General features: G+C 37.4%; 13 protein-coding genes, 5 pseudogenes and 1 other annotated feature. Of the genes and pseudogenes, 10 read left to right on the top strand and 8 right to left on the bottom strand.

Annotated features, from left to right (window positions below):
- Positions 1 to 81: 81 nt before the first annotated feature.
- Genes NBRC111893_RS11130 through NBRC111893_RS03690 form a run of 3 tightly spaced genes read right to left on the bottom strand, consistent with a single transcriptional unit; the run spans position 82 to position 2,644 of the window.
- Positions 82 to 303 carry a CPBP family intramembrane glutamic endopeptidase gene (locus NBRC111893_RS11130; RefSeq protein WP_225417555.1) on the bottom strand — a complete coding sequence of 74 codons (222 nt, stop codon included), beginning with the start codon at positions 301 to 303 and terminating at the stop codon, positions 82 to 84.
- 4 nt (positions 304 to 307) lie between these two features.
- Positions 308 to 790, bottom strand: a complete 483-nt coding sequence (locus NBRC111893_RS03695) for a hypothetical protein (protein ID WP_225417553.1) — start codon at positions 788 to 790, stop codon at positions 308 to 310.
- A gap of 12 nt (positions 791 to 802) precedes the next feature.
- Positions 803 to 2,644: a S53 family peptidase gene (locus NBRC111893_RS03690; RefSeq protein ID WP_125008037.1), complete on the bottom strand. Its 1,842-nt coding sequence runs from the start codon at positions 2,642 to 2,644 to the stop codon at positions 803 to 805.
- Positions 2,645 to 3,000: 356 nt separating this feature from the next.
- Between NBRC111893_RS03690 and mscL the strand changes: the two genes are divergently transcribed.
- The 3 genes and pseudogenes from mscL to pgmB all read left to right on the top strand — a co-directional run bounded on the left by mscL (position 3,001) and on the right by pgmB (position 6,882).
- Positions 3,001 to 3,378, top strand: coding sequence for a large-conductance mechanosensitive channel protein MscL (gene mscL, locus NBRC111893_RS03685; protein WP_125008036.1), 378 nt, complete (start codon positions 3,001 to 3,003; stop codon positions 3,376 to 3,378).
- A 107-nt stretch (positions 3,379 to 3,485) separates the two neighbouring features.
- Positions 3,486 to 6,197 (top strand): annotated as a pseudogene (locus tag NBRC111893_RS03680) (glycoside hydrolase family 65 protein).
- A 15-nt stretch (positions 6,198 to 6,212) separates the two neighbouring features.
- Positions 6,213 to 6,882: pseudogene (gene pgmB / locus NBRC111893_RS03675) on the top strand (beta-phosphoglucomutase).
- Positions 6,883 to 6,953: 71 nt separating this feature from the next.
- Here pgmB and NBRC111893_RS03670 read toward each other — a convergent pair.
- Entirely contained in the window at positions 6,954 to 7,724 is a 771-nt protein-coding gene (locus NBRC111893_RS03670; protein ID WP_125008035.1) for a Cof-type HAD-IIB family hydrolase, read from the bottom strand.
- A gap of 151 nt (positions 7,725 to 7,875) precedes the next feature.
- Here NBRC111893_RS03670 and NBRC111893_RS03665 point away from each other — a divergent pair, with 151 nt between their 5' ends.
- Complete coding sequence (locus NBRC111893_RS03665; RefSeq protein WP_125008034.1) at positions 7,876 to 8,532, top strand: deoxynucleoside kinase; 657 nt, start codon at positions 7,876 to 7,878, stop codon at positions 8,530 to 8,532.
- 34 nt (positions 8,533 to 8,566) lie between these two features.
- Here NBRC111893_RS03665 and NBRC111893_RS03660 read toward each other — a convergent pair whose 3' ends face one another.
- Together NBRC111893_RS03660 and pepV are read right to left on the bottom strand one after the other, a co-directional pair.
- Positions 8,567 to 9,043 carry a universal stress protein gene (locus tag NBRC111893_RS03660; RefSeq protein ID WP_125008033.1) on the bottom strand — a complete coding sequence of 159 codons (477 nt, stop codon included), beginning with the start codon at positions 9,041 to 9,043 and terminating at the stop codon, positions 8,567 to 8,569.
- Between the two features lie 14 nt (positions 9,044 to 9,057).
- Positions 9,058 to 10,452, bottom strand: a complete 1,395-nt coding sequence (gene pepV, locus NBRC111893_RS03655; RefSeq protein ID WP_125008032.1) for a dipeptidase PepV — start codon at positions 10,450 to 10,452, stop codon at positions 9,058 to 9,060.
- Positions 10,453 to 10,561: 109 nt separating this feature from the next.
- Between pepV and NBRC111893_RS03650 the strand changes: the two are divergent.
- Positions 10,562 to 11,388 (top strand): annotated as a pseudogene (locus tag NBRC111893_RS03650) (NAD(P)H-hydrate dehydratase).
- A 35-nt stretch (positions 11,389 to 11,423) separates the two neighbouring features.
- On the opposite strand, the gene NBRC111893_RS03645 reads toward NBRC111893_RS03650, so the two are convergent.
- Positions 11,424 to 13,073, bottom strand: a complete 1,650-nt coding sequence (locus NBRC111893_RS03645) for a putative polysaccharide biosynthesis protein (RefSeq protein ID WP_125008031.1) — start codon at positions 13,071 to 13,073, stop codon at positions 11,424 to 11,426.
- A gap of 209 nt (positions 13,074 to 13,282) precedes the next feature.
- Between NBRC111893_RS03645 and NBRC111893_RS11125 the strand changes: the two genes are divergently transcribed.
- The 3 genes and pseudogenes from NBRC111893_RS11125 to NBRC111893_RS12075 all read left to right on the top strand — a co-directional run bounded on the left by NBRC111893_RS11125 (position 13,283) and on the right by NBRC111893_RS12075 (position 15,194).
- Positions 13,283 to 13,879, top strand: a complete 597-nt coding sequence (locus tag NBRC111893_RS11125; protein WP_225417552.1) for an acyltransferase family protein — start codon at positions 13,283 to 13,285, stop codon at positions 13,877 to 13,879.
- A gap of 49 nt (positions 13,880 to 13,928) precedes the next feature.
- On the top strand, positions 13,929 to 14,315 hold the full coding sequence (locus tag NBRC111893_RS11120; RefSeq protein ID WP_225417549.1) for a hypothetical protein: 387 nt from the start codon (positions 13,929 to 13,931) through the stop codon (positions 14,313 to 14,315).
- Position 14,316: 1 nt separating this feature from the next.
- A pseudogene (locus NBRC111893_RS12075) lies at positions 14,317 to 15,194 on the top strand (alpha/beta hydrolase).
- A 124-nt stretch (positions 15,195 to 15,318) separates the two neighbouring features.
- On the opposite strand, the pseudogene leuS reads toward NBRC111893_RS12075, so the two are convergent.
- Positions 15,319 to 17,738 (bottom strand): annotated as a pseudogene (leuS, locus tag NBRC111893_RS03630) (leucine--tRNA ligase).
- Positions 17,739 to 17,811: 73 nt separating this feature from the next.
- Positions 17,812 to 18,018: a binding site (T-box leader), on the bottom strand.
- Positions 18,019 to 18,115: 97 nt separating this feature from the next.
- Between leuS and NBRC111893_RS03625 the strand changes: the two are divergent.
- Both NBRC111893_RS03625 and mnmM read left to right on the top strand, forming a co-directional pair.
- A complete protein-coding gene (locus tag NBRC111893_RS03625; protein WP_125008030.1) occupies positions 18,116 to 18,751 on the top strand; it encodes a phosphatase PAP2 family protein in 636 nt (211 codons plus the stop codon).
- Between the two features lie 7 nt (positions 18,752 to 18,758).
- Complete coding sequence (mnmM, locus tag NBRC111893_RS03620) at positions 18,759 to 19,322, top strand: tRNA 5-(aminomethyl)-2-thiouridylate-methyltransferase MnmM (protein WP_125008029.1); 564 nt, start codon at positions 18,759 to 18,761, stop codon at positions 19,320 to 19,322.
- Positions 19,323 to 19,343 lie beyond the last annotated feature (21 nt).

The following is a 19,343-nucleotide window of genomic DNA, read 5'->3' as shown; positions in this document are numbered from 1 at the left end:
TGCATTAAACAATTTAGCTAGTCAAACAAAAAGCATCAGTTTCACCGACTATTGGTTTACTGATGCTTTTAATATTATCGCTTAATGTTGAGTCATCAACAGGGTTACCATGCCGAGCATGGCATACAAATTATTCAGAAAATGCAAGACAATCGAAACTTTGATATTCTTAGTCCGATTATATAAATAAGCTAATACTGCCCCCATCGAAGCATACGTTAAAAAACTTATAACGTTCAAATCTTCCATGTGAGGAATAGCAAACAATACAGCACTAACTACTATCGGCCAAACCTTAGCCACTGGATTAAAAAAAGCTACTGATTAAAAATCCTCTAAATACTAATTCTTCTAAAATTGGAGACAAAAAAACCGAAGAAATTAGTAGCAAGATCAGGGTTACCCGATTTGAATTTAATAATTGCGCAATCACCTGATTATTAGATGTTTGCTGAACACCGTAAATTAACTGATTAAGGACCCCTAAGCTTATCTCGAAGGCTAGCATCACTACGAAGCCAATCAATACTAATTTAATATCATGCCACTTTAATGGTTTAGGCGTAACTTTCCCATACCGATGATAAAAGTATCTAGCAATAAAAATAACTACCCCAAAAATCAGTAAGTAAGCCACTCCCAATGTGATCGTTGCAGTCGTAATTTGTTTGGTTCTAGCAATAATTCCTAGTGGTATCTGAACTGTTAATACTAGTAAAATCAGAAAAATTAAAATTCCAATTCGTTCAAAATAATCTCCAGGGCCTAATTTTGTTGTTTTCAAATCCATATAGTACCTCCACTAATAATTATTTTTTATTGCCATCGATAGTTTGCCAAAATTAACCGTTCCTAGCCCTGTTGCTTGGTTATACAACTTACCAGGTTGACCGGTATAATACAGATTATTATTATTTTCAGCACTATCTAATGGTGTGAATGGTGAGTTGGCTGATTGAGCTAATTTATACATAATTGGATTGACGAAACCTAGTCGACTACCATTATCATCTCCAACAAGCAATAAACTTGCAGCGATTTGTGGCGCAGCCAGACTAGTACCACCCATAACGTACCACGAACCATCAGAACCATCTTTTGAACCCGAAACATACATACTATAACCAGTCACTGGATCAGCATTCGCAGAAATATCTGGCAAATTACGGCCAGTCGATTTACCGTACTTTTGCGGTTCACTAACCACTCTAACAATCCGATTATCAGTAAATGACCACTTTTTAATGGCTGCAAATGTATTAACCCCACTTACCCCTAATTGATACTTAGGAGTGGAATTAAACTTACTAAAACCACCTCCGCCACCAACAAAATATTTAGTTAACTTTGAAAGATTATTGAATGATAAGCTAGTCGTCGTACTTGGATTGACAATGTCCGTCCCCCAAGCACGTTCTTTTTTGGTAATCACTCGTTTATGGTTGACCCATTGATGAGTTGATAATGTCGTCCCGCCAACTGCAGTAACAAACGGCGAACTTGCTGGGAAATCAACTGATAATCCACTCTGATTGCCTTCTAAAACGCCGTCATAAGCTCCATTATCCCCGCTAGCACTCAAAACACTAATTCCTTGAACCGCTGCTTGAGCAAATAAGAGGTTCAACGCTTCATTATACTTAGTTGGCGTAATGCCTAATCTGATTTCATTAGCCAGAGTTGCTTCACTTTGACCCCAACTGATCGACAAAACGCTAGCCCGATTCTCAGCAACCGCATTTGCGAGTGAAGAAATCATTCCAGTAGTATCTGGATTACCAATATATGTCCGTATGAACGCATCTGGGGCAATCGCTCCAGCTTGCTCAACATCTAACGTTGTTTCTTCAGCGTTTGCCCAATTATCCTTAGTTCCGCTAGTGCGACTGACACTTAATCGATTGGCGCGAACATTAATTCCAACCGATTTCCAATAGTGATAAGCGTCAGCGTAGTGATAATTAGCAAATGAAATAATACCAATCGTCTTACTCCGGCCACTGTTTCCACTCTCATAAAGCGACTTAACTCCATAATGGTTAACAAACTTCATTGGTGAATAACCATCATTAGCATGACTACTTTGAATCTTTGATGCCAAAGATGCTGGCTGTTGCGCGTATCGAGAACTAACGGCATAGTATCTGGATAAACCACTAACTAGCAGTATCTTGTTAGTTAGTTTTTTAGTTAACCGTGGCTTGCCAAGCATTTTTCGATAACTTACCCCATCATTTTGGGATTTAATTAAGGTAACGTGAAAGGCTCTAGCCAAGTTTTGCTTAGATCCAGTGACCAGCAGCACTAAATTCCCTTTTTTAGGCTTAGTTACTAAATGATATTTTTTAAAGTAACTATTTAATTGTTTAACAGTATTTGATTCTGCGCCAAACCGGTTGGCAAACTCGGTTGGCTCTAAATATTTGTGATACTTAATAGAACTTGGATTGCTAGTATTGTAAACCAACTTGAACAGTTTTGTTTGGTTACGTGGCTTTAATACCACACTGACTGTTTCATCAGGCACTTTAGTAGCTGCATAACTAGGTGTTCCCAATTGCCAGATAAACGCAAGTGAGAAGAAGACTAAAGCAACTCCAATAATTCTAGGCCTTTCATTAACAAGCTTAAAAATCTTAATCACCCCCACAGATATTATTTTGGTGTTTTATTTCTTAGGTACAAGATCACTACTGGTGTAAATATTAATTGGTAGATAATCACCGAGATTATCAAAAATAGAACCATTTTAGTTGGATTGCCATAGAATATTATTGAAATAGTCACAATCACTGCTACCAGTAATCCCGTTATTGTAATTCCCAATACTAAATAGATATTTTTCATGTCTGATCCTATTCGAATAAATTAGATTTTGTTTAATTCTAGCACACGTTTCGTTAAGATTCGCTAAGATTCATGGGTTTTAAATTGTATTCGCAAATAACCAATATGTATAATGATACTAGTTATTAATATGAAAGGAAGTGACCTTCAATAATGTTTAAAGAATTTAAAGAGTTTATTAGTCGCGGTAACGTAGTCGATATGGCGATTGGGGTTATTATTGGTGGTGCATTTACTGCAATTGTCACCTCACTGAACGATAACTTAATCAATCCATTGATTGGATTATTTATTGGTAGATTAGACTTAGCTAACTTACAAGTTAGCATCGGGGATGCCACATTTAAGTATGGCGCATTCTTAAACTCAGTAATTAATTTTCTGATTATTGCCTTTGTAGTATTTTTATTGGTCAAGTTAATTAATAAGATTAGTAGACCAAAGCCGGAAGAATCGGCTGCGCCAGACCCTCAAACCGAGTTGTTATCAGAAATTCGCGATTTACTTAAAAATGAATCAACTTCAAAATAACAGCACTGCTTACTGAAGCGGTGCTTTTTTAGTTCTCTTTAATTGAGTTTTGTTAATTGTTGAACTAAGATTGTGTTGTAAGCATTTATTTTTAAGGGGGAAGACAAATGAGAACGTTTGCTATTCAGGCTCGCGAAGGTATGTTGGAGATTAATTACTCCGAAAATTCTAATCAACCACCCTTCAGAAAATTTATTATTACATACAATCCGGATCTCTCGATTGGCGAGAATCTGGAAAGTATTAAATCAGTTTTAACTGGTTTGCCAATTGATGCTGGTATTATCGAAAATTCACTGAATTATGATTTTTCCGATACCATCATTGGTATTAATCATCAAAAGATTGACATTGGCTTAGCTATTGCTAACTTACTTAATGTCCCAGTTGTTAATATGCAAACTGCTAATGAAATTGGTCTTGAAAAGGCCGTCCAACAAAAAACTGAGTATCTAAAATGGCATTTAGATTACTATGGTGAATATAGTGGCAAGCGCAACTACGGTCAGGAAGCCATGTTAACAATTGGAAATGGTTATTTTGGTCTTAGAGGCGCATTCGTTGAATCAAATGCAGATCAAGATAATTATCCAGGTATGTATGTAGCTGGGGTATTCAATCAATTAACCACTAAGATTAATGATCATGATGTCGTTAACGAAGACCTAGTGAATATGCCAAATGGACAATATATTACTTTTGGAGTGGACCATCAAGAACCATTTCAAATTAAAAAAGAAGATATTCAAGATATCTACCGAAGTCTTAATTTAAAGACTGGCGTGTTAACTACTACCCTACATGTACAGCTATCAACTGGCCAGGTCTTAGAGATTTGTACCAAAAAAGTCGCAAATATGACGAATTATCACCGCTTTGCAATTCAATATGAAGTCAAACCGATTAATTTTTCAGGTAGCCTTCAAATTTACACTAAACTTGATGGAAGTGTTGAAAACCTTAACGTTGACCGATATAAAGACTTTGATCAACATCACCTCGAAATTATCGGTATGGCTGCAAATGACAACCAAATCTCGCTGCGCGGTCGAACTAAAACTTCTAAAATCGAGTTCATTCTTAATTCTAAGCTAACTAGTAGTAGTTGCGATATTAAAGATCACATTGATACTTCAACCGAAAATCAAGTGATCAGCCAAACGCTTAACTTAGATGTAGAACCCAACCAGACTTACACGTTCGAAAAAAATGTTAGCGTATTCACAAGTGGAAATCAAACTTTAATATCAGAGGAAGCTGCCCGAAATGATCTGGCATCTGCTTCCTATGAAGATACACTTAAAGATAGTCAAAATTCTTTAATAATGTATGGAAATTATCAGATATTAAGATTAGTAACGATATTACTTCACAAAAATTAACCCGGGTAAACATCTATCACTTAATGGTTTCAGGTTCAGCTCTGGCAACTGGAGAAATTGACGCCTCAACCGGAGCCCGCGGATTGCATGGTGAAGCCTACCGGGGTCACGTTTTTTGGGATGTTACCTTTGACCTTCCCTTCTACGCGTCACATTACCCTAAGATTGCCAAACAGTGTCTCATGTACCGGTATAATCGACTGAATCCTGCTCGTGACTATGCTAAAAGCGAAGACAAAGCTGGTGCAATGTACCCTTGGCAGTCAGGAATGTATGGTGATGAACAGTCACAATTTCTTCACTTAAATCCTGTTAGTGGCAAATGGGATCCTGATAACAGTCGTCTCCAGCGGCATGTTTCGATTTCAGTGGCTTATGATATTATCAACTATGTTCACATTTCTGGTGATTTGAAATTCATGAAGGATTATGGTCTTGAAATGCTGCTATCAATCACTAAATTTTGGATCAGCATGGCCTCTTATGACAAACAAGCTGATCGCTATGATATCAAAGAAGTTATGGGACCAGATGAGTTTCATGAAGAATACCCTAATTCAACTGATCATGGCTTGACCAATAATGCATACACTAACATCATGGTTTCTTGGTTATTCGATAAGGTCAATGATCTCATTAACCGATATCCTGACGAAGTCACACCAGTTGAAGATAAAGCTGATTTTTCTGATAACGACTTAACTAAAATGAACGATATTGCCCACAAGCTTCGATTGGATATCAATGAAGACGGCATTATTGGTCAATTTGAAGGCTACTTTAATCTATCAAGAATTAGTTTTGAGTCATATCGGAAAAGTATGGAGATATTTCAAGAATCGATCGACTACTTAAAGGTGAAGGAAAATCTCCTGATGCATACCAGGTTGCTAAACAAGCTGATACTTTGATGGCATACTACGCTCTACCAGCCACCGATGTTGAACAAGTAATTAATAATCTTGGCTACCAATTGCCAGAGAATTACTTCACAAAAATCTCCGATATTATTTAGACCGCACGACTCATGGATCCACACTCTCAAGAATTGTTTACTCGGTACTTGATGAAATTGATGGCAATATGGATCAATCTTGGCAACTATTCTCCACTGCCTTGCTTTCTGATTACTATGATATTCAGGGAGGAACTACCGCTGAAGGAATTCACTTAGGGGTGATGGGAGCAACCCTCCAAATCGAAACTAGAAATTATGGCGGCGTTTCAACTGATGGTAAAGTAATTGCCATTAATCCGCATTTACCTAAGCAATGGACTAAGCTCGAATTTTGCAGTCTCTTCCAAGGCATCACCTACTCATTTATAATTGACCACAACATTGTCAGTGTTAAAGCTAACGCAGATGCAAACATTACTGTAAAGGGACAGAATTACTCCCTCACAAAAAATAAAGTTCAATCAATTAATTATCGCTAATTAGGAGTGAATAAAATGACAAAATTTGATGATATTAAAGGGTTCGTATTTGATTTAGATGGGGTTATTACCGATACATCCGTTTTCCACAGTCAGGCTTGGCATCAAGTTGCTGATAAGGTGGGCGCCCCTTGGTCACAAGAACTAGAAGATGGGCTTAAAGGAATCAGTCGGATGGACTCTTTGGAAATGATTTTAAAAGCTGGTAACTTGTCAGATAAATATACCGATGAAGAAAAGTTGACCTTGCAACTGAAAGAATACCAATTATCTCAAGTTAGTTGATCAAATGACACCGGCTAATATCTTACCAGGCATCAAAGAATTTCTTGATGCCTTGAAAGCAAATAACTATTTGATTTCACTTGCTTCAGCCTCTAAGAACGCCCCAACCGTGCTTAGTAAATTGGAATTAGCAGATTACTTCCCTGAAATTGTTGACCCTAAATCTTTAACTAAGGGTAAACCGGACCCCGAAATTTATCTTAAAGGGGCTGAACTAATCAATTTGAAGCCTGAACAATGTATTGGGGTCGAAGATGCTGCTGCCGGCGTCGAAGCCATCAACGCCGCTAATGAGACTTCAATTGGGATTGGTGATGATAAAATATTAGCAGCCGCTGACATTAACTTTAATGATACTAATGAAATGACCTTAGATAATATTAAATCGCAAATGAATTAAGCGTTAACTCAATATAAAAAAGCATTAGTAACTTCGAGTTACTAATGCTTTTTTATTACATCATTCGTTTTTTACTTAATTAAACCAAAGTGTTGTAATCCTTTAACAATTCCATTATCCATATTAGTATCCGTGATAAATTCGGCAGCAGCCTTAGCCTTCTCATGACCATTACCCATTGCTACTGGATGATCAACTTCAGCAAACATTTGAAGGTCATTTAATTGATCGCCAAAGGCATATGAAGGCACCCCTTCCAGACCCGCTTGCTTCATTAAAGTTTGAATTCCCGTTTGTTTGGACACACCCCAATTCATTGTATCCATGCAACGAGGATTGTTTCTAACTAATGATAATTCACCTTCGAACTTATCTTGATAACGCTTGTCTTTATCATAGTTAAAGACACACATAAAGTTAACATCATGCTTAAGGTACCACTTAGGGTCAACCTGAGTATGTAATCTTAAGATTCGATAATTCTCAACCGTTAAGTCATTATCGGCCGTTAGTGCCAATTCTTTATTATTATAAAATGCCACAACATCCCCTTGACGATGAGCAAACTCTAACAAATCTTCAATCACGTCTTGTGGGATAACCTCTGCGGCCAACTTCTTACCATCATATTGAACGTAACTTCCATTAGCACTAACAACTGAATTAATTTTGGTACTGTTTAATACGTAATTGATCTCAAAAATATTCCGCCCTGTTGAAATAATCGGTAGAATATTATTACGCTTTAATTCCTTGATGGCATCAATATTCTGTTGCGATACGTTCTTATCGTCATCAAATAAAGTTCCATCTAAATCAAAAAACACTACACCTTTATACAAATTAATCCCCTCCAGTAAAATTATCTAACACCATAATTGTACACTAGTTTAATTAAATTTACTTAATCTAAAATTCGCTAAAATTGGATATATTGTGGTAGTAAATTTATGGTACACTATATATTGTAATTTTAAAAAAAGAGGGGCTAATATGGTGATAATCACAGCAGGAATGATTGGTGTTGGTAAGACTACACTTACTGGCAAAATTGCAGAACATTTAGGAACGAAAGCGTTCTTTGAACCAGTAGGCGAAAATCCGGTACTGCCACTTTACTACTCAGATCAGAAACAATACGGTTTTCTGTTGCAAATCTATTTCCTTAATAAACGATTCTCAATGATCAAGCAAGCTCTTAGTGACGATAACAATGTCCTTGATCGTTCAATCTATGAAGATGCACTCTTTACTAGAGAGAACAACGCTGAAGGCAACATCACTGATACTGAACTATCAGTTTACTTAACTTTACTTGATAACATGATGAACGAACTCGACCAAATGCCAAAAAAAGCACCAGACTTGTTAGTTTATGCTGACAGTGATTTCGATACTATCAAGTACCGAATCAAAAAACGTGGTCGTGATTATGAACAATTTGATGATAATCCTGACTTAGAAAAATACTACTTCAAAATGTGGACAGCTTATAAGAAATGGTTTGACGAATATGATGTCAGTCCTAAGATGAAGATTGATCTTCAAAAGTATGATTTATCAGTTCCTGGTAACGTTGATATCGTTCTTAACCAAATCGACGAAAAACTAGCTACCATCAGAAAACCCGAAGAAGAACAAGCTATCTAAATAAAAACACGCCCTTTAACGGACGTGTTTTTTATTATTCCATTTCGGGTTCAGTTCTAACCACAAAAACATCAATTGGCGAATGACTTACTACATAGGTAGCCGTTGATCCCATCATGAGCCTAGTTACTGGACCAGCACCTGTAGCACCTACCACTAAAACATCTGCATCATAATCATTAATTATTGTTTTCGTTAAAATGTCTCTTGGATCACCGTATCTGACTGTTCCAATTGCTTCAAGGCCTTCCTCTTTAGCAATTTGAATATAGTTACTTACTCGAACCTGAACATCATTTTTAAGTGCTTCAATTGAATTAGGGCTAATTGCACCAAAACCAACCGATGCTCCTTTATTAATCCTAACCAAGTTTCGTTCATTGATCACAGCCACCACCACAAGGCGAGCATGATTATTAGCTGCAATCCTCATCGCTTTTTTGAAGGCTAAATCAGATGCCTGAGAACCATCAACTCCGACAACAACGTTGAAGTAATTAAATTTGGTCATCTTCTACCTCACTTCTATCCTTCTTTGGACAGTTCGTAAATTGATTCACCATAAATAGCCATTGCTTTGATTAGATCGCCAATTGGTTGGAATTCATTAGCTTGGTGCATAGTATCTTCAACGCCTGGGAAGAGAGCGCCAAATGCAACTCCTCGATCCATCAAACGCGCATAGGTCCCACCACCAACAACTTCTGGTTCAACATGCTTTTCTCCCGTTTGGCGTTCATAAACCCCGAGAAGTGTTGAAACGATTGGATCATCTTTCTCAACATAGTGAGGAACCATGTGTGATAGCTCTGTCACGTCATTGGAAACTTTCTTTAATTTTTCCAAGATAATTTCATCTGAACTTCCCTTAGGATATCTAAAGTTAGTGTTAATCAGTCCACCCTTGGCTTCGTTGAATTTCAAAATTCCAACGTTCATTGTGACATCACCCATAATGTCATCAGTGTAGTTAGCAGCAATCTTGTGAGCTCGAGAATCATCATGCAATACTTCTCCAGCTAGTTGAAGAAATTTATGAGCATCGCTAGCAAAAGCAAATTGATTCAAGAAATTAGCAAGGTATGTTCCAGCATTGATTCCATTCTTAGGTTCCATTGCATGGGCTTGTTTACCAGTAACTAAAATTTGAACTCCCTCATCAGTAACTTCAATTTCACCTGCTACGGGGTTGTTGTCCAAAAAATCAGTAAATGAGGCAACAAATGATTGATTATCATCAGTTTCGACTAAAGCAGTTGCCTTACCGGGAACCATGTTAGTTCTTAGGCCAGAGTCAAAATTCTTAAGCACAAATTCTTCTCCATTTTGGCTACCAAACTTAATTTCATATGTGGCATTACCCTTTTCCCCATTAATCAATGGAAATTCTGCGTCTGGTGAGAAGCCAAACGTTGGTTGGGGTTCAACTTCAAAGTAATGTTTCATCCCCGTCCAATCGCTTTCTTCATCTGTCCCAATGATCAACCTAATCTTTAATTTAGGTTCAATATTTTGAGCCTTGAGCATCTTCAAACCATAGTAAGCAGCTAAACCTGGCCCTTTATCATCTGAAGTTCCACGACCATATACTTTGTCATCAATAATCGTTAATTTAAATGGATCCGTTTTCCAACCATCTCCAGCCGGCATTACATCAGCGTGTGATTGAATCGCTAGGGTCTTATCACCTGAACCATATTCGATGTAGCCAACAGTGTTATCTAGTTTAACCGTTTTAAAGCCATCTCGTTCACCCATAGCCAAAAATTGTTCCATGGCTTTAGTTGGTCCTTCACCTAAAGGGTATTCATCAGTTGCATGTTCGTCATCTCGAACACTTTCAATTTCAATTAATGACTTCAAATCATTTAAATATTCATCTTTATAATCGTTTGCTAAAGCTTTCCAATTAATTGTCATAGCTGCGCTCTCTTTCTACCTTGTTTGCTAACATTTTATCATATTCAGTCGGGTTACGTTCAATTAATCTGATCTAACAATGATATACTAAAATCATGGAGGCATTATTATGAAAAAGATTAACGCAGACGTTCTAAGTATGATTAAAACCAGGCCAGCCAACAGTTACAAAGGGACCTTTGGCCGAATTGTCTTGATCGGCGGTAACGCCAACTTTGGTGGTGCTATTATTATGGCAACTATGGCTGCCGTCTATTCAGGGGCAGGTTTGGTCACCACCATTACTGATGAGTCAAATCAAAGTAGTTTACATAGTCAAGTTCCCGAGGCAATGTTTCAAAGTATTAACGAATTGAACAACGCCGTTGATTTAATTGCATCGGCAGATGTTATCGTTATTGGTCCTGGTCTAGGGACTGACGTAAACAGTGTTAATGTTTTAAAAACCGTTTTTACTGCCGTTACATCCAACCAAACATTAATCATTGACGGTTCCGCCCTAACCATTATTGCGAATGGAAAAATACCATTGCCAAAAATCACAACGAATGTATTAACCCCGCATCAGATGGAATGGCAACGAGTTGTTAATATCCCTATAGCGGAGCAAAACCCTGAAAAAAATCAACGAGCTACTGACCACCTAAATGCGATTGTAGTTGTTAAGTCAAGCCGAACCCAGATGTATAGTCCTACCGAAGAACCGGTCGAAAATACTGTTGGGACGCCTGCTCAGGCAACTGGTGGAATGGGAGATACTTAGCAGGCATAATCGGTGGTTTTATCTGTCAATTTGGTAATTCATTTCAGACTGTTCAGGCTGCTGTGTACACTCATAGTGCGATTGCTGAAGAATTAGCAAAAGAACAATATGTGGTTCTCCCTCACCAAATTTCAATGGCATTACCCAAGTTTATGAAAAATAATGAACATTAAAAAAGCTGAGACATAATATGTCTCAGCTTTTTGGGTTATTTAATTCTTAATTTAGCTCTTAATCCATTGCTTCTTGCTCCAAGCACGATATCAGCTGTTCTAGTTCTTAGTGTTAGGTAAACATACACAAAGCCACCAACAACAGCGGCGATTACCGCCACCAGGACACTAACCAAACCGCTAAATGGATTAGTAAATAATGACATGACCATATTGCCAAGATAAACCATTGCTAAGGCAACAACATACATCACTAATGCTGCAATGCCAACATTAACTAGGGTGCCTTTAATCTGTTGCATGTCATAACCAAAATGATTCTTCAAGAAGCGAATAATTAAAAAGTTAGCAACTAACAAACCAATTGCCGTTGAAATCAAGGGACCAAATACTCCCAAGAAGTGCACACATGGCCATTGAACAACCAATTTGACTGCAGTCCCAATAAAGAAGTATTTCACAGCACGTTTATTTTCTGACAACCCTTGCATTACTGCAGAAGCAACCACAAACAGTCCCATTAAAATTGAAACAATTGAAGAAACTGTCAAGACGTTAGCAGCAAGTCCTTGGTATTCTATCCCATAGAAAGCTCGATTAAGGGGACCAGCAATTGCGGCCATCCCTAATGCGGCTGGAATCATCGTAAACATAAACATCGACAATACATTCGTATTTTGAGCTTTAATTTCATTTTTATGATTATTAGTCAATGCCTCGGATAACAATGGTACCGCCGTAACAGCCAATGCAGAAGCCAGCGAAATTGAAATCATAATCAACTTATTAGAATTAGCCGCAAACATAGCAAACAAATCACTAACTTGATTTGGAGTGAAGACATGCAGGTTATTCATGATTGGAAAGAAAGTATATTGATCAATTAATTGGAAGATGGTAATTCCAGCACCCAAGATAATAAACGGAACGGACTGGGCAATAATTTCTCGATATAGTTGCTTAGGTGAAACCTGAATTTGATTATTACTATTTGCAACCAATCCCCTAAAATGTTTTCGTCGTTTTAGGTAGTAAAAGCCAAGGGTTAACGTTCCAAAAGCTGCTCCGACAAACGCAGCAAATGTTGATTGCGAAACAGCTGTGATCCAGTCACCATGCATTACTTCCATGATAATATAAGCAGTTGCTAACATATATAGAACTCGAGCTAATTGCTCAACAAATTGCGAAATTGCCGATGGGGCCATTTCTTGATACCCCTGAAAGTAACCGCGCGTTAAACTCATCGTTGGAATGATTAGGACGGCCCAAGCTAGCGAGTGAAGTACCGGAACAACGTTGTCATTTCCCCCATCTAAAAGTGGCGCACCAAAATACAGTACCAAGGCCGAAATGATGCCTAAAGCCGCGGAAAGAACCAATCCTCTTTTATAAATACGGATTCCGACACCATACTCATTCATAGCATTATAGTGGGAGACTTGCTTTGCAATCGCTGATGGAATTCCGGCAATTGCTACAATTAAAACAAAACTATAAATATTATAGCCAAATCCGTATAGGGCATTTCCCCGATAGAAATAATCCCCAAACCATTGACGCCAAGGAATTATGTAAATAGCCCCAAGGATTCTTGAAAAAATGCTTCCAGCTGTCATCCACGCCGAACCAGAAAGCATTTTATCTCTAGAAGCGTCTCCTTGAGAATTGTCAATCTCATTCATTTTTAAAATCCCACTTTCATCGATTTAATACACTCGTACTATTTTATCAAGAATATAATTATTATCAATCTTTCGTTGAATCTATTTATAAATCTTTATTAACTAACTTTTAATTTATATAATCAAAAAGTATTGTATTAAAATTAGTAAATGCACTAAAATGTTATTATTGGGTAAAATTACACATTAAATCTATTGGGGTGAATATTTTGAGTAAGAAGCGAATTGAATGGATCGATGTTGCCAAAGCAATCGGAATTATCGCCGTTGTTTTAGGTCACTCATTGACCTATCATGGAACGCTGTATCATTTTCTGTATTGGTGGCATATGCCCATATTCTTCATCATGGGAGGTTTCTTCTTAAGACCAGTTAAGAACGGTAAGTGGCTGGAGTTTTTCAAGAAACGAGTTTTTCCGTTACTCATTTCCTACGTTTTCTGTGGGACGATCTTAATATTTCTATCACATTTTCTTAGACACGAAACCTGGAAATACACTGCGTTCTACTTTGTCCGGTTAATCTATGGTGGTCAAACTTTAAATCATTATACGAGTGTTTTTTGGTACATTAATGTTTACATCATTGCCTTAATCCTTGTGACACTCCTGATTACATACATTAAAAGTCGAGAATCCTTGATTATTATCGGTTTTCTCTCTTTAATTATTGGAACCAGTTACAAACATATCTTTTTCTTGGAATATAAATATCTTCCATGGGATTTTGATGTTGCATTGATTGTAGTCTTTTTTGTTTTTATTTGGGTATCTCTATTTCAAGAACATTCAAAAAATTGTCACTGATTTATGGCTTATTATTCCTTCCGTATTAATTACCATTTGGTTGATATTCATGCAGCATACGGACCGTTTCAACTTTGGCTTTTTCTTAAAATCAAGACAAATCCACGCATCATTCCATCACATTGCCTTATCACGAATTTCCTATGCTGCGATTATTCCTATTTTAATTAGTGTGGTTGTCTTTAGTTTTTGTTACTTCCTATCTGAATATACACCACACTTTGTTGTTCATTTTCTTCAATTAATCGGCCAGCAAACCCTTGGAATGATGTACCTTCATAAAGCACTACTAGACATATCAGCCCAGATGGGAATTCAATCCCCCTATGTTCAAACACTTTTTGCTCTGGCAATTTCCTTTATTCTGTCGTATATTTATATGTATTTCCTAAATCGAATTCGATTATCAAGACTGAATAAGGTGGCAAAAGAATAATATGTTTTCAAAATTCCGTTTCAATAGCTTCCGTACCTTATACTTTATCATTGGAATAATCATAATTATCCTAACTGCGCTATCATTATGGCACTCACGACCACAGGAATTAAAGAAACCAGACACACGGTTTGTGAGTGATAATACCCCAACACTGTTTATTCACGGCTGGTCAAGTAGTTTACTGGCAGAACGTGATATGGTAACCTCTGCTGAAGTTAGGGGCGTCGCTAAGAAACGGATGATTATCAACGTCCGTTCCAATGGTAAGATTGTAGTTGATGGAACTATCAAAAATGGATGCGCAATCCAATTATTATGCTCCAATTCGACAATAATCGCGCTGGTGAGGTTCAATATGCTCACTGGATTACCAAAGTATGCAAATTATTAAAATCAAAGTATCATGTTAATAATTTAAATTTTGTTGGGCACTCAATGGGTGCATACGCGGCCGTTTACTATAATATGTTAAACGGTAACCGTAGTGACCTTCCCCGAACTCAAAAGCTTTGTCTAATCGCCGGACCTTATGATGGTATTATTAATAATCACAAGGCCAATCAGCCAACTACTGGTCCATTAAAGACATTATGGGATGATATGCCGAACCAAAACCGGCTACTAGCAGATGGCCGGCCTAAAATTATTCATCCTGAATATAAATTATTATACCGGTTAAGAAATAACTTCCCTCATCAAGCCAGGGTGTTAAATATATTTGGTAATTTAGGTGATGGGTCAAACTCTGATGGCGTCGTCACTGCCACCTCCGATCTATCTCTTGGCTATTTATTAAGAGATAAAGTTAGCTTTTATCAAACTTTTGAAACTTCGGGGCTAAAGCCCAACATTCACAACTCCACAATAATAACTTAGCGGTTAATCAACAGGTAACTAAATTTATTTGGTCAAAAAACTACCAGCCTGGTTCGGCTAACGATTTACAGCAATAAAAAATCCTCGAGACTTATTCTCGAGGATTTTTTATTTAGATTTTATTTTAGTTAGCAACGATATTAACAATTTTGTTTGGCACAACGATCACTTTGCGAACCGTCTTACCATCAGTAAACTCTTTAACCTTTTCATCAGCTAAAGCAACTTCCTTTACCTTATCTTGATCTTCATCATTAGCAACTTCGATGTGGGCTCTCACTTTACCATTAACTTGAACCACCATTTGAATAGTATCTTCAACTAATTCGTTCTCATCATATGTTGGCCAATCAGAATATGCAATGGTATCGTTATGACCCATCAAGCTCCATAACTCTTCAGCAATATGGGGTGCAACGGGGGCAAGCAATTTAACAAAACCTTCAAGATACTCAATTGGCAAAGCATCTACCTTGTAAGCCTCATTAATGAATACCATCATTTGCGAAATTCCAACGTTAAAGCGCATGTTTTCAAAGTCATCAGAAACAATCTTAACCGTCTGATTATAAACCTTAGCCAATGAACCATCGTTAATGGTTGTAACCCGATCACGCAAATGATTGTTATCATCAATCATTAAGCGCCAGACTCGGTCTAACCAATGATGTGCTCCCTTGATTCCTTCCGTACTCCATGGTTTAGAAGCATCCAAAGGTCCCATGAACATCTCATAAACTCGAAGTGTATCCGCACCGAAACTTTCAACGATTTCATCGGGGTTAATTACATTTCCCTTTGATTTAGACATTTTTTCGTGGTTAGTTCCTAAAATCATTCCTTGATTAACTAACTTTTGGAATGGTTCTTTAGTTGGCACTACCCCAATATCATAAAGGAACTTATGCCAAAATCTAGCGTAAAGCAAATGAAGAACTGCATGTTCTGCTCCACCAACATACAAGTCAACCGGTGACCAATATTTAAGCTTGTCGTAATCAGCTAACGCATCCTTGTTATCTGGGTCAACGTAGCGTAAGAAGTACCAAGAACTACCAGCCCATTGTGGCATAGTGTTAGTCTCTCGTTTACCTTTACGGCCATTTTTATCAATGACATTTACCCAATCGTCGATATTAGCAAGCGGACTCTCTCCACTACCAGATGGTTCAATATTTTTAGCCTTTGGTAACTTTAATGGTAATTCTTCCTCGGAACTAGAGTAGTTTCACCATCTTCCCAATGAATTACTGGAATTGGTTCACCCCAGTAACGTTGGCGTGAGAAAATCCAGTCACGAAGACGATAATTAACCTTTTCACTACCATACCCCTTTTCAGTTAACCAATCGATAGCGGCTTTAATCGCATCATCTTTGTTCATGCCGTTTAAGAAATCAGAATTAATATGCTTCCCATCACCAGTATAAGCAGCTTCTTCAACGTCACCACCATCAATTACTGGGACGATTGGTAAGTCGAATTTCTTAGCGAACTCATAGTCACGGTCGTCGTGGGCAGGAACTGCCATGATTGCCCCGGTTCCATATGAGGAAAGAACATAATCACCAATCCAAATTGGCACTTGTTTGCCATTAATTGGGTTGATTCCATAAGCGCCAGTAAATACCCCGCTCTTGTCCTTGTTAAGATCTGTTCTTTCAAGATCTGATTTACGGGAAACTTCTTCTTGATAAGCTTCAACAACGGCTCGTTGATCATCACTAACAATTTTTGAAACTAATTCATGTTCTGGTGACAGAACCATATAAGTAGCACCAAACAATGTATCAGGACGAGTAGTAAAGACTTCAACTTTCTCATCAGGATGCCCGTCGACACCAAAGAAAACACTAGCACCTTTAGAACGACCAATCCAATTACGTTGTTGTTCTTTGATACTTTCAGGCCAATCAAGATCATCTAAATCATCAATCAACCGATCAGCATATGCAGTGATTTTAAGTACCCATTGTCGCATTGGTACTCGATAAACTGTATAACCACCACGCTCTGTCTTGCCATCGATAACTTCTTCGTTTGAAACAACCGTTCCGCCCATAAAATCAGGAGCCCAGTTAACTTCAATTTCATCTTCGTAAGCTAAACCTTTTTTATATAATTGCTCAAAAATCCATTGAGTCCACTTGTAATATTCAGGGTCAGTTGTATTAACTTCGCGATCCCAATCATATGAAAAACCAAGGGATTTAATTTGACGTTTAAAGTTTTTAACATTTTGGGCTGTAAAATCGCGAGGATTGTGTCCCGTCTTTAATGCATATTGTTCGGCTGGTAGACCAAATGCATCCCATCCCATTGGATGAAGCACATTCTTGCCTTGCATTCTTTTCATTCTAGCCATGATATCCGTTGCTGTATATCCTTCAGGATGGCCCACATGCAAGCCTTGACCAGATGGGTAAGGAAACATGTCTAACACATAATACTTTTCCTTATCCATTGAATCAGACGCCTTAAACGTCTTATTTTCGTTCCAGTAGTGTTGCCACTTACGTTCAATCACATCATGATTATATGCCATAAATTTTATCCTCCTGATTATCTGCAATTTTCAACAAAAAAACCCCATAACAAATTCAGTCTTCACTGACTTATTATAGGGCGAGTTATCGCGGTACCACCTATGTTCCCCTTACTAAGTAAGGGACACTCTTAAGCATTAACGGAGCTACCGGGTTAGTTTACTTTAGTTCAATTAACCATTCCACGATGAGTTCGCTATTCTTCCTTTCAAGTTCACATTAACCACTTGATTTCTGAAGTAAGGTTGACTAGTTACTAATTCGCTTCATCATTTTTAAAAATTAAAATTGCTGACTTTAATGCTATCAAATCATTCAAGAAAAAGCAACTTTACAATGATATACTTAATTTATCATTATTAAAGAAGGTATTCTATTGAACAAATTGAACTATCGTAATCAGAAATTAACTATTACCGTGACCGCCATCATCTTTTTAACTCTGACAATTCTAGTGGTTTCACATTATTCACCACTGCAAACAATTGATAACTACATTCAAGCAGCAATTAGATCAACTATGAGTCCAAGCCAAACGTCCTTTCTAATCCCCATCACCAATTTAATGGGTATTCGCTTATCGTTAATGATTGCCGGTTTTATTATTATCGTCTTATTCTTACTTAAACAAAAAAGTGCAGCTTTATTCATTATAATAAATTGTTTGGTACTATCTTATCCAATTAATGGACTTCTTAAGCTCATCATTAATCGTCCTCGACCAGCACTTCACCATCTAGTCTTCGTACATTCTTCCAGTTATCCAAGCGGTCACGCGATGATTAGCATCATGCTTGGTGGGTCGCTAATATTATTAATGAATCACTTTGGGCGCCGAAATTCATTCACATTTATTACTAAGTTACTAATCATTTTATTCATCATGGTCATTGGGTACTCAAGAATTTATTTAGGTGTCCACTATCCTAGCGATGTGATTGCTGGCTATTGTATGGGACTAATAATTATTAATACTACATATATTTTATTTAAAAGGTGGCATATTTTATGAAAATCATCTGCAATCAGCTTTAGCGTTTAGTCATTCTCTATTGCAAAGTGTTGTCAATCCTGGTGATCATGTAATTGACGCAACTATGGGCAATGGGCATGACACCTTATTTCTTTCCCAATTAGTACACACGACTGGCCATGTATCAGCATTTGATATCCAACCAACAGCAATCAAATCAACTGCACAGCTATTATCAGATAATCAAATTTTTGATGATAACTATACTTTATATCAAGTAAGCCACTCCAAAATTAGTGAGGTAATCCCTAAAGAACACAAAATTAAGGCTGCCATTTTTAATCTGGGTTATTTACCAGGTGGAGATAAAACAATCATCACTCATCACGAAACCTCAATTCCCGCTATTAAACAATGCCTCAATTTACTTGAAACTCATGGTTTAGTTATCGTTGTTCTATACTATGGTCATCCTGGCGGTGAGGACGAAAAAAAAGCCATCATTGATTTTGCCCAATCCCTTGATCAACATGAATTTAATGTCCTTCAGTATCAATTTATTAACCAAATCCAAGCCCCACCTATTTGTCTTGCATTTGAAAAAAGATAGTAGAAATGGCCTTAGTCAAGG

The sequence above is a fragment of the Lentilactobacillus kosonis genome (assembly GCF_003864335.1).
Taxonomy (GTDB): Bacteria; Bacillota; Bacilli; order Lactobacillales; family Lactobacillaceae; genus Lentilactobacillus; species Lentilactobacillus kosonis.
This window is presented reverse-complemented; position numbering and strand designations above follow the sequence as displayed.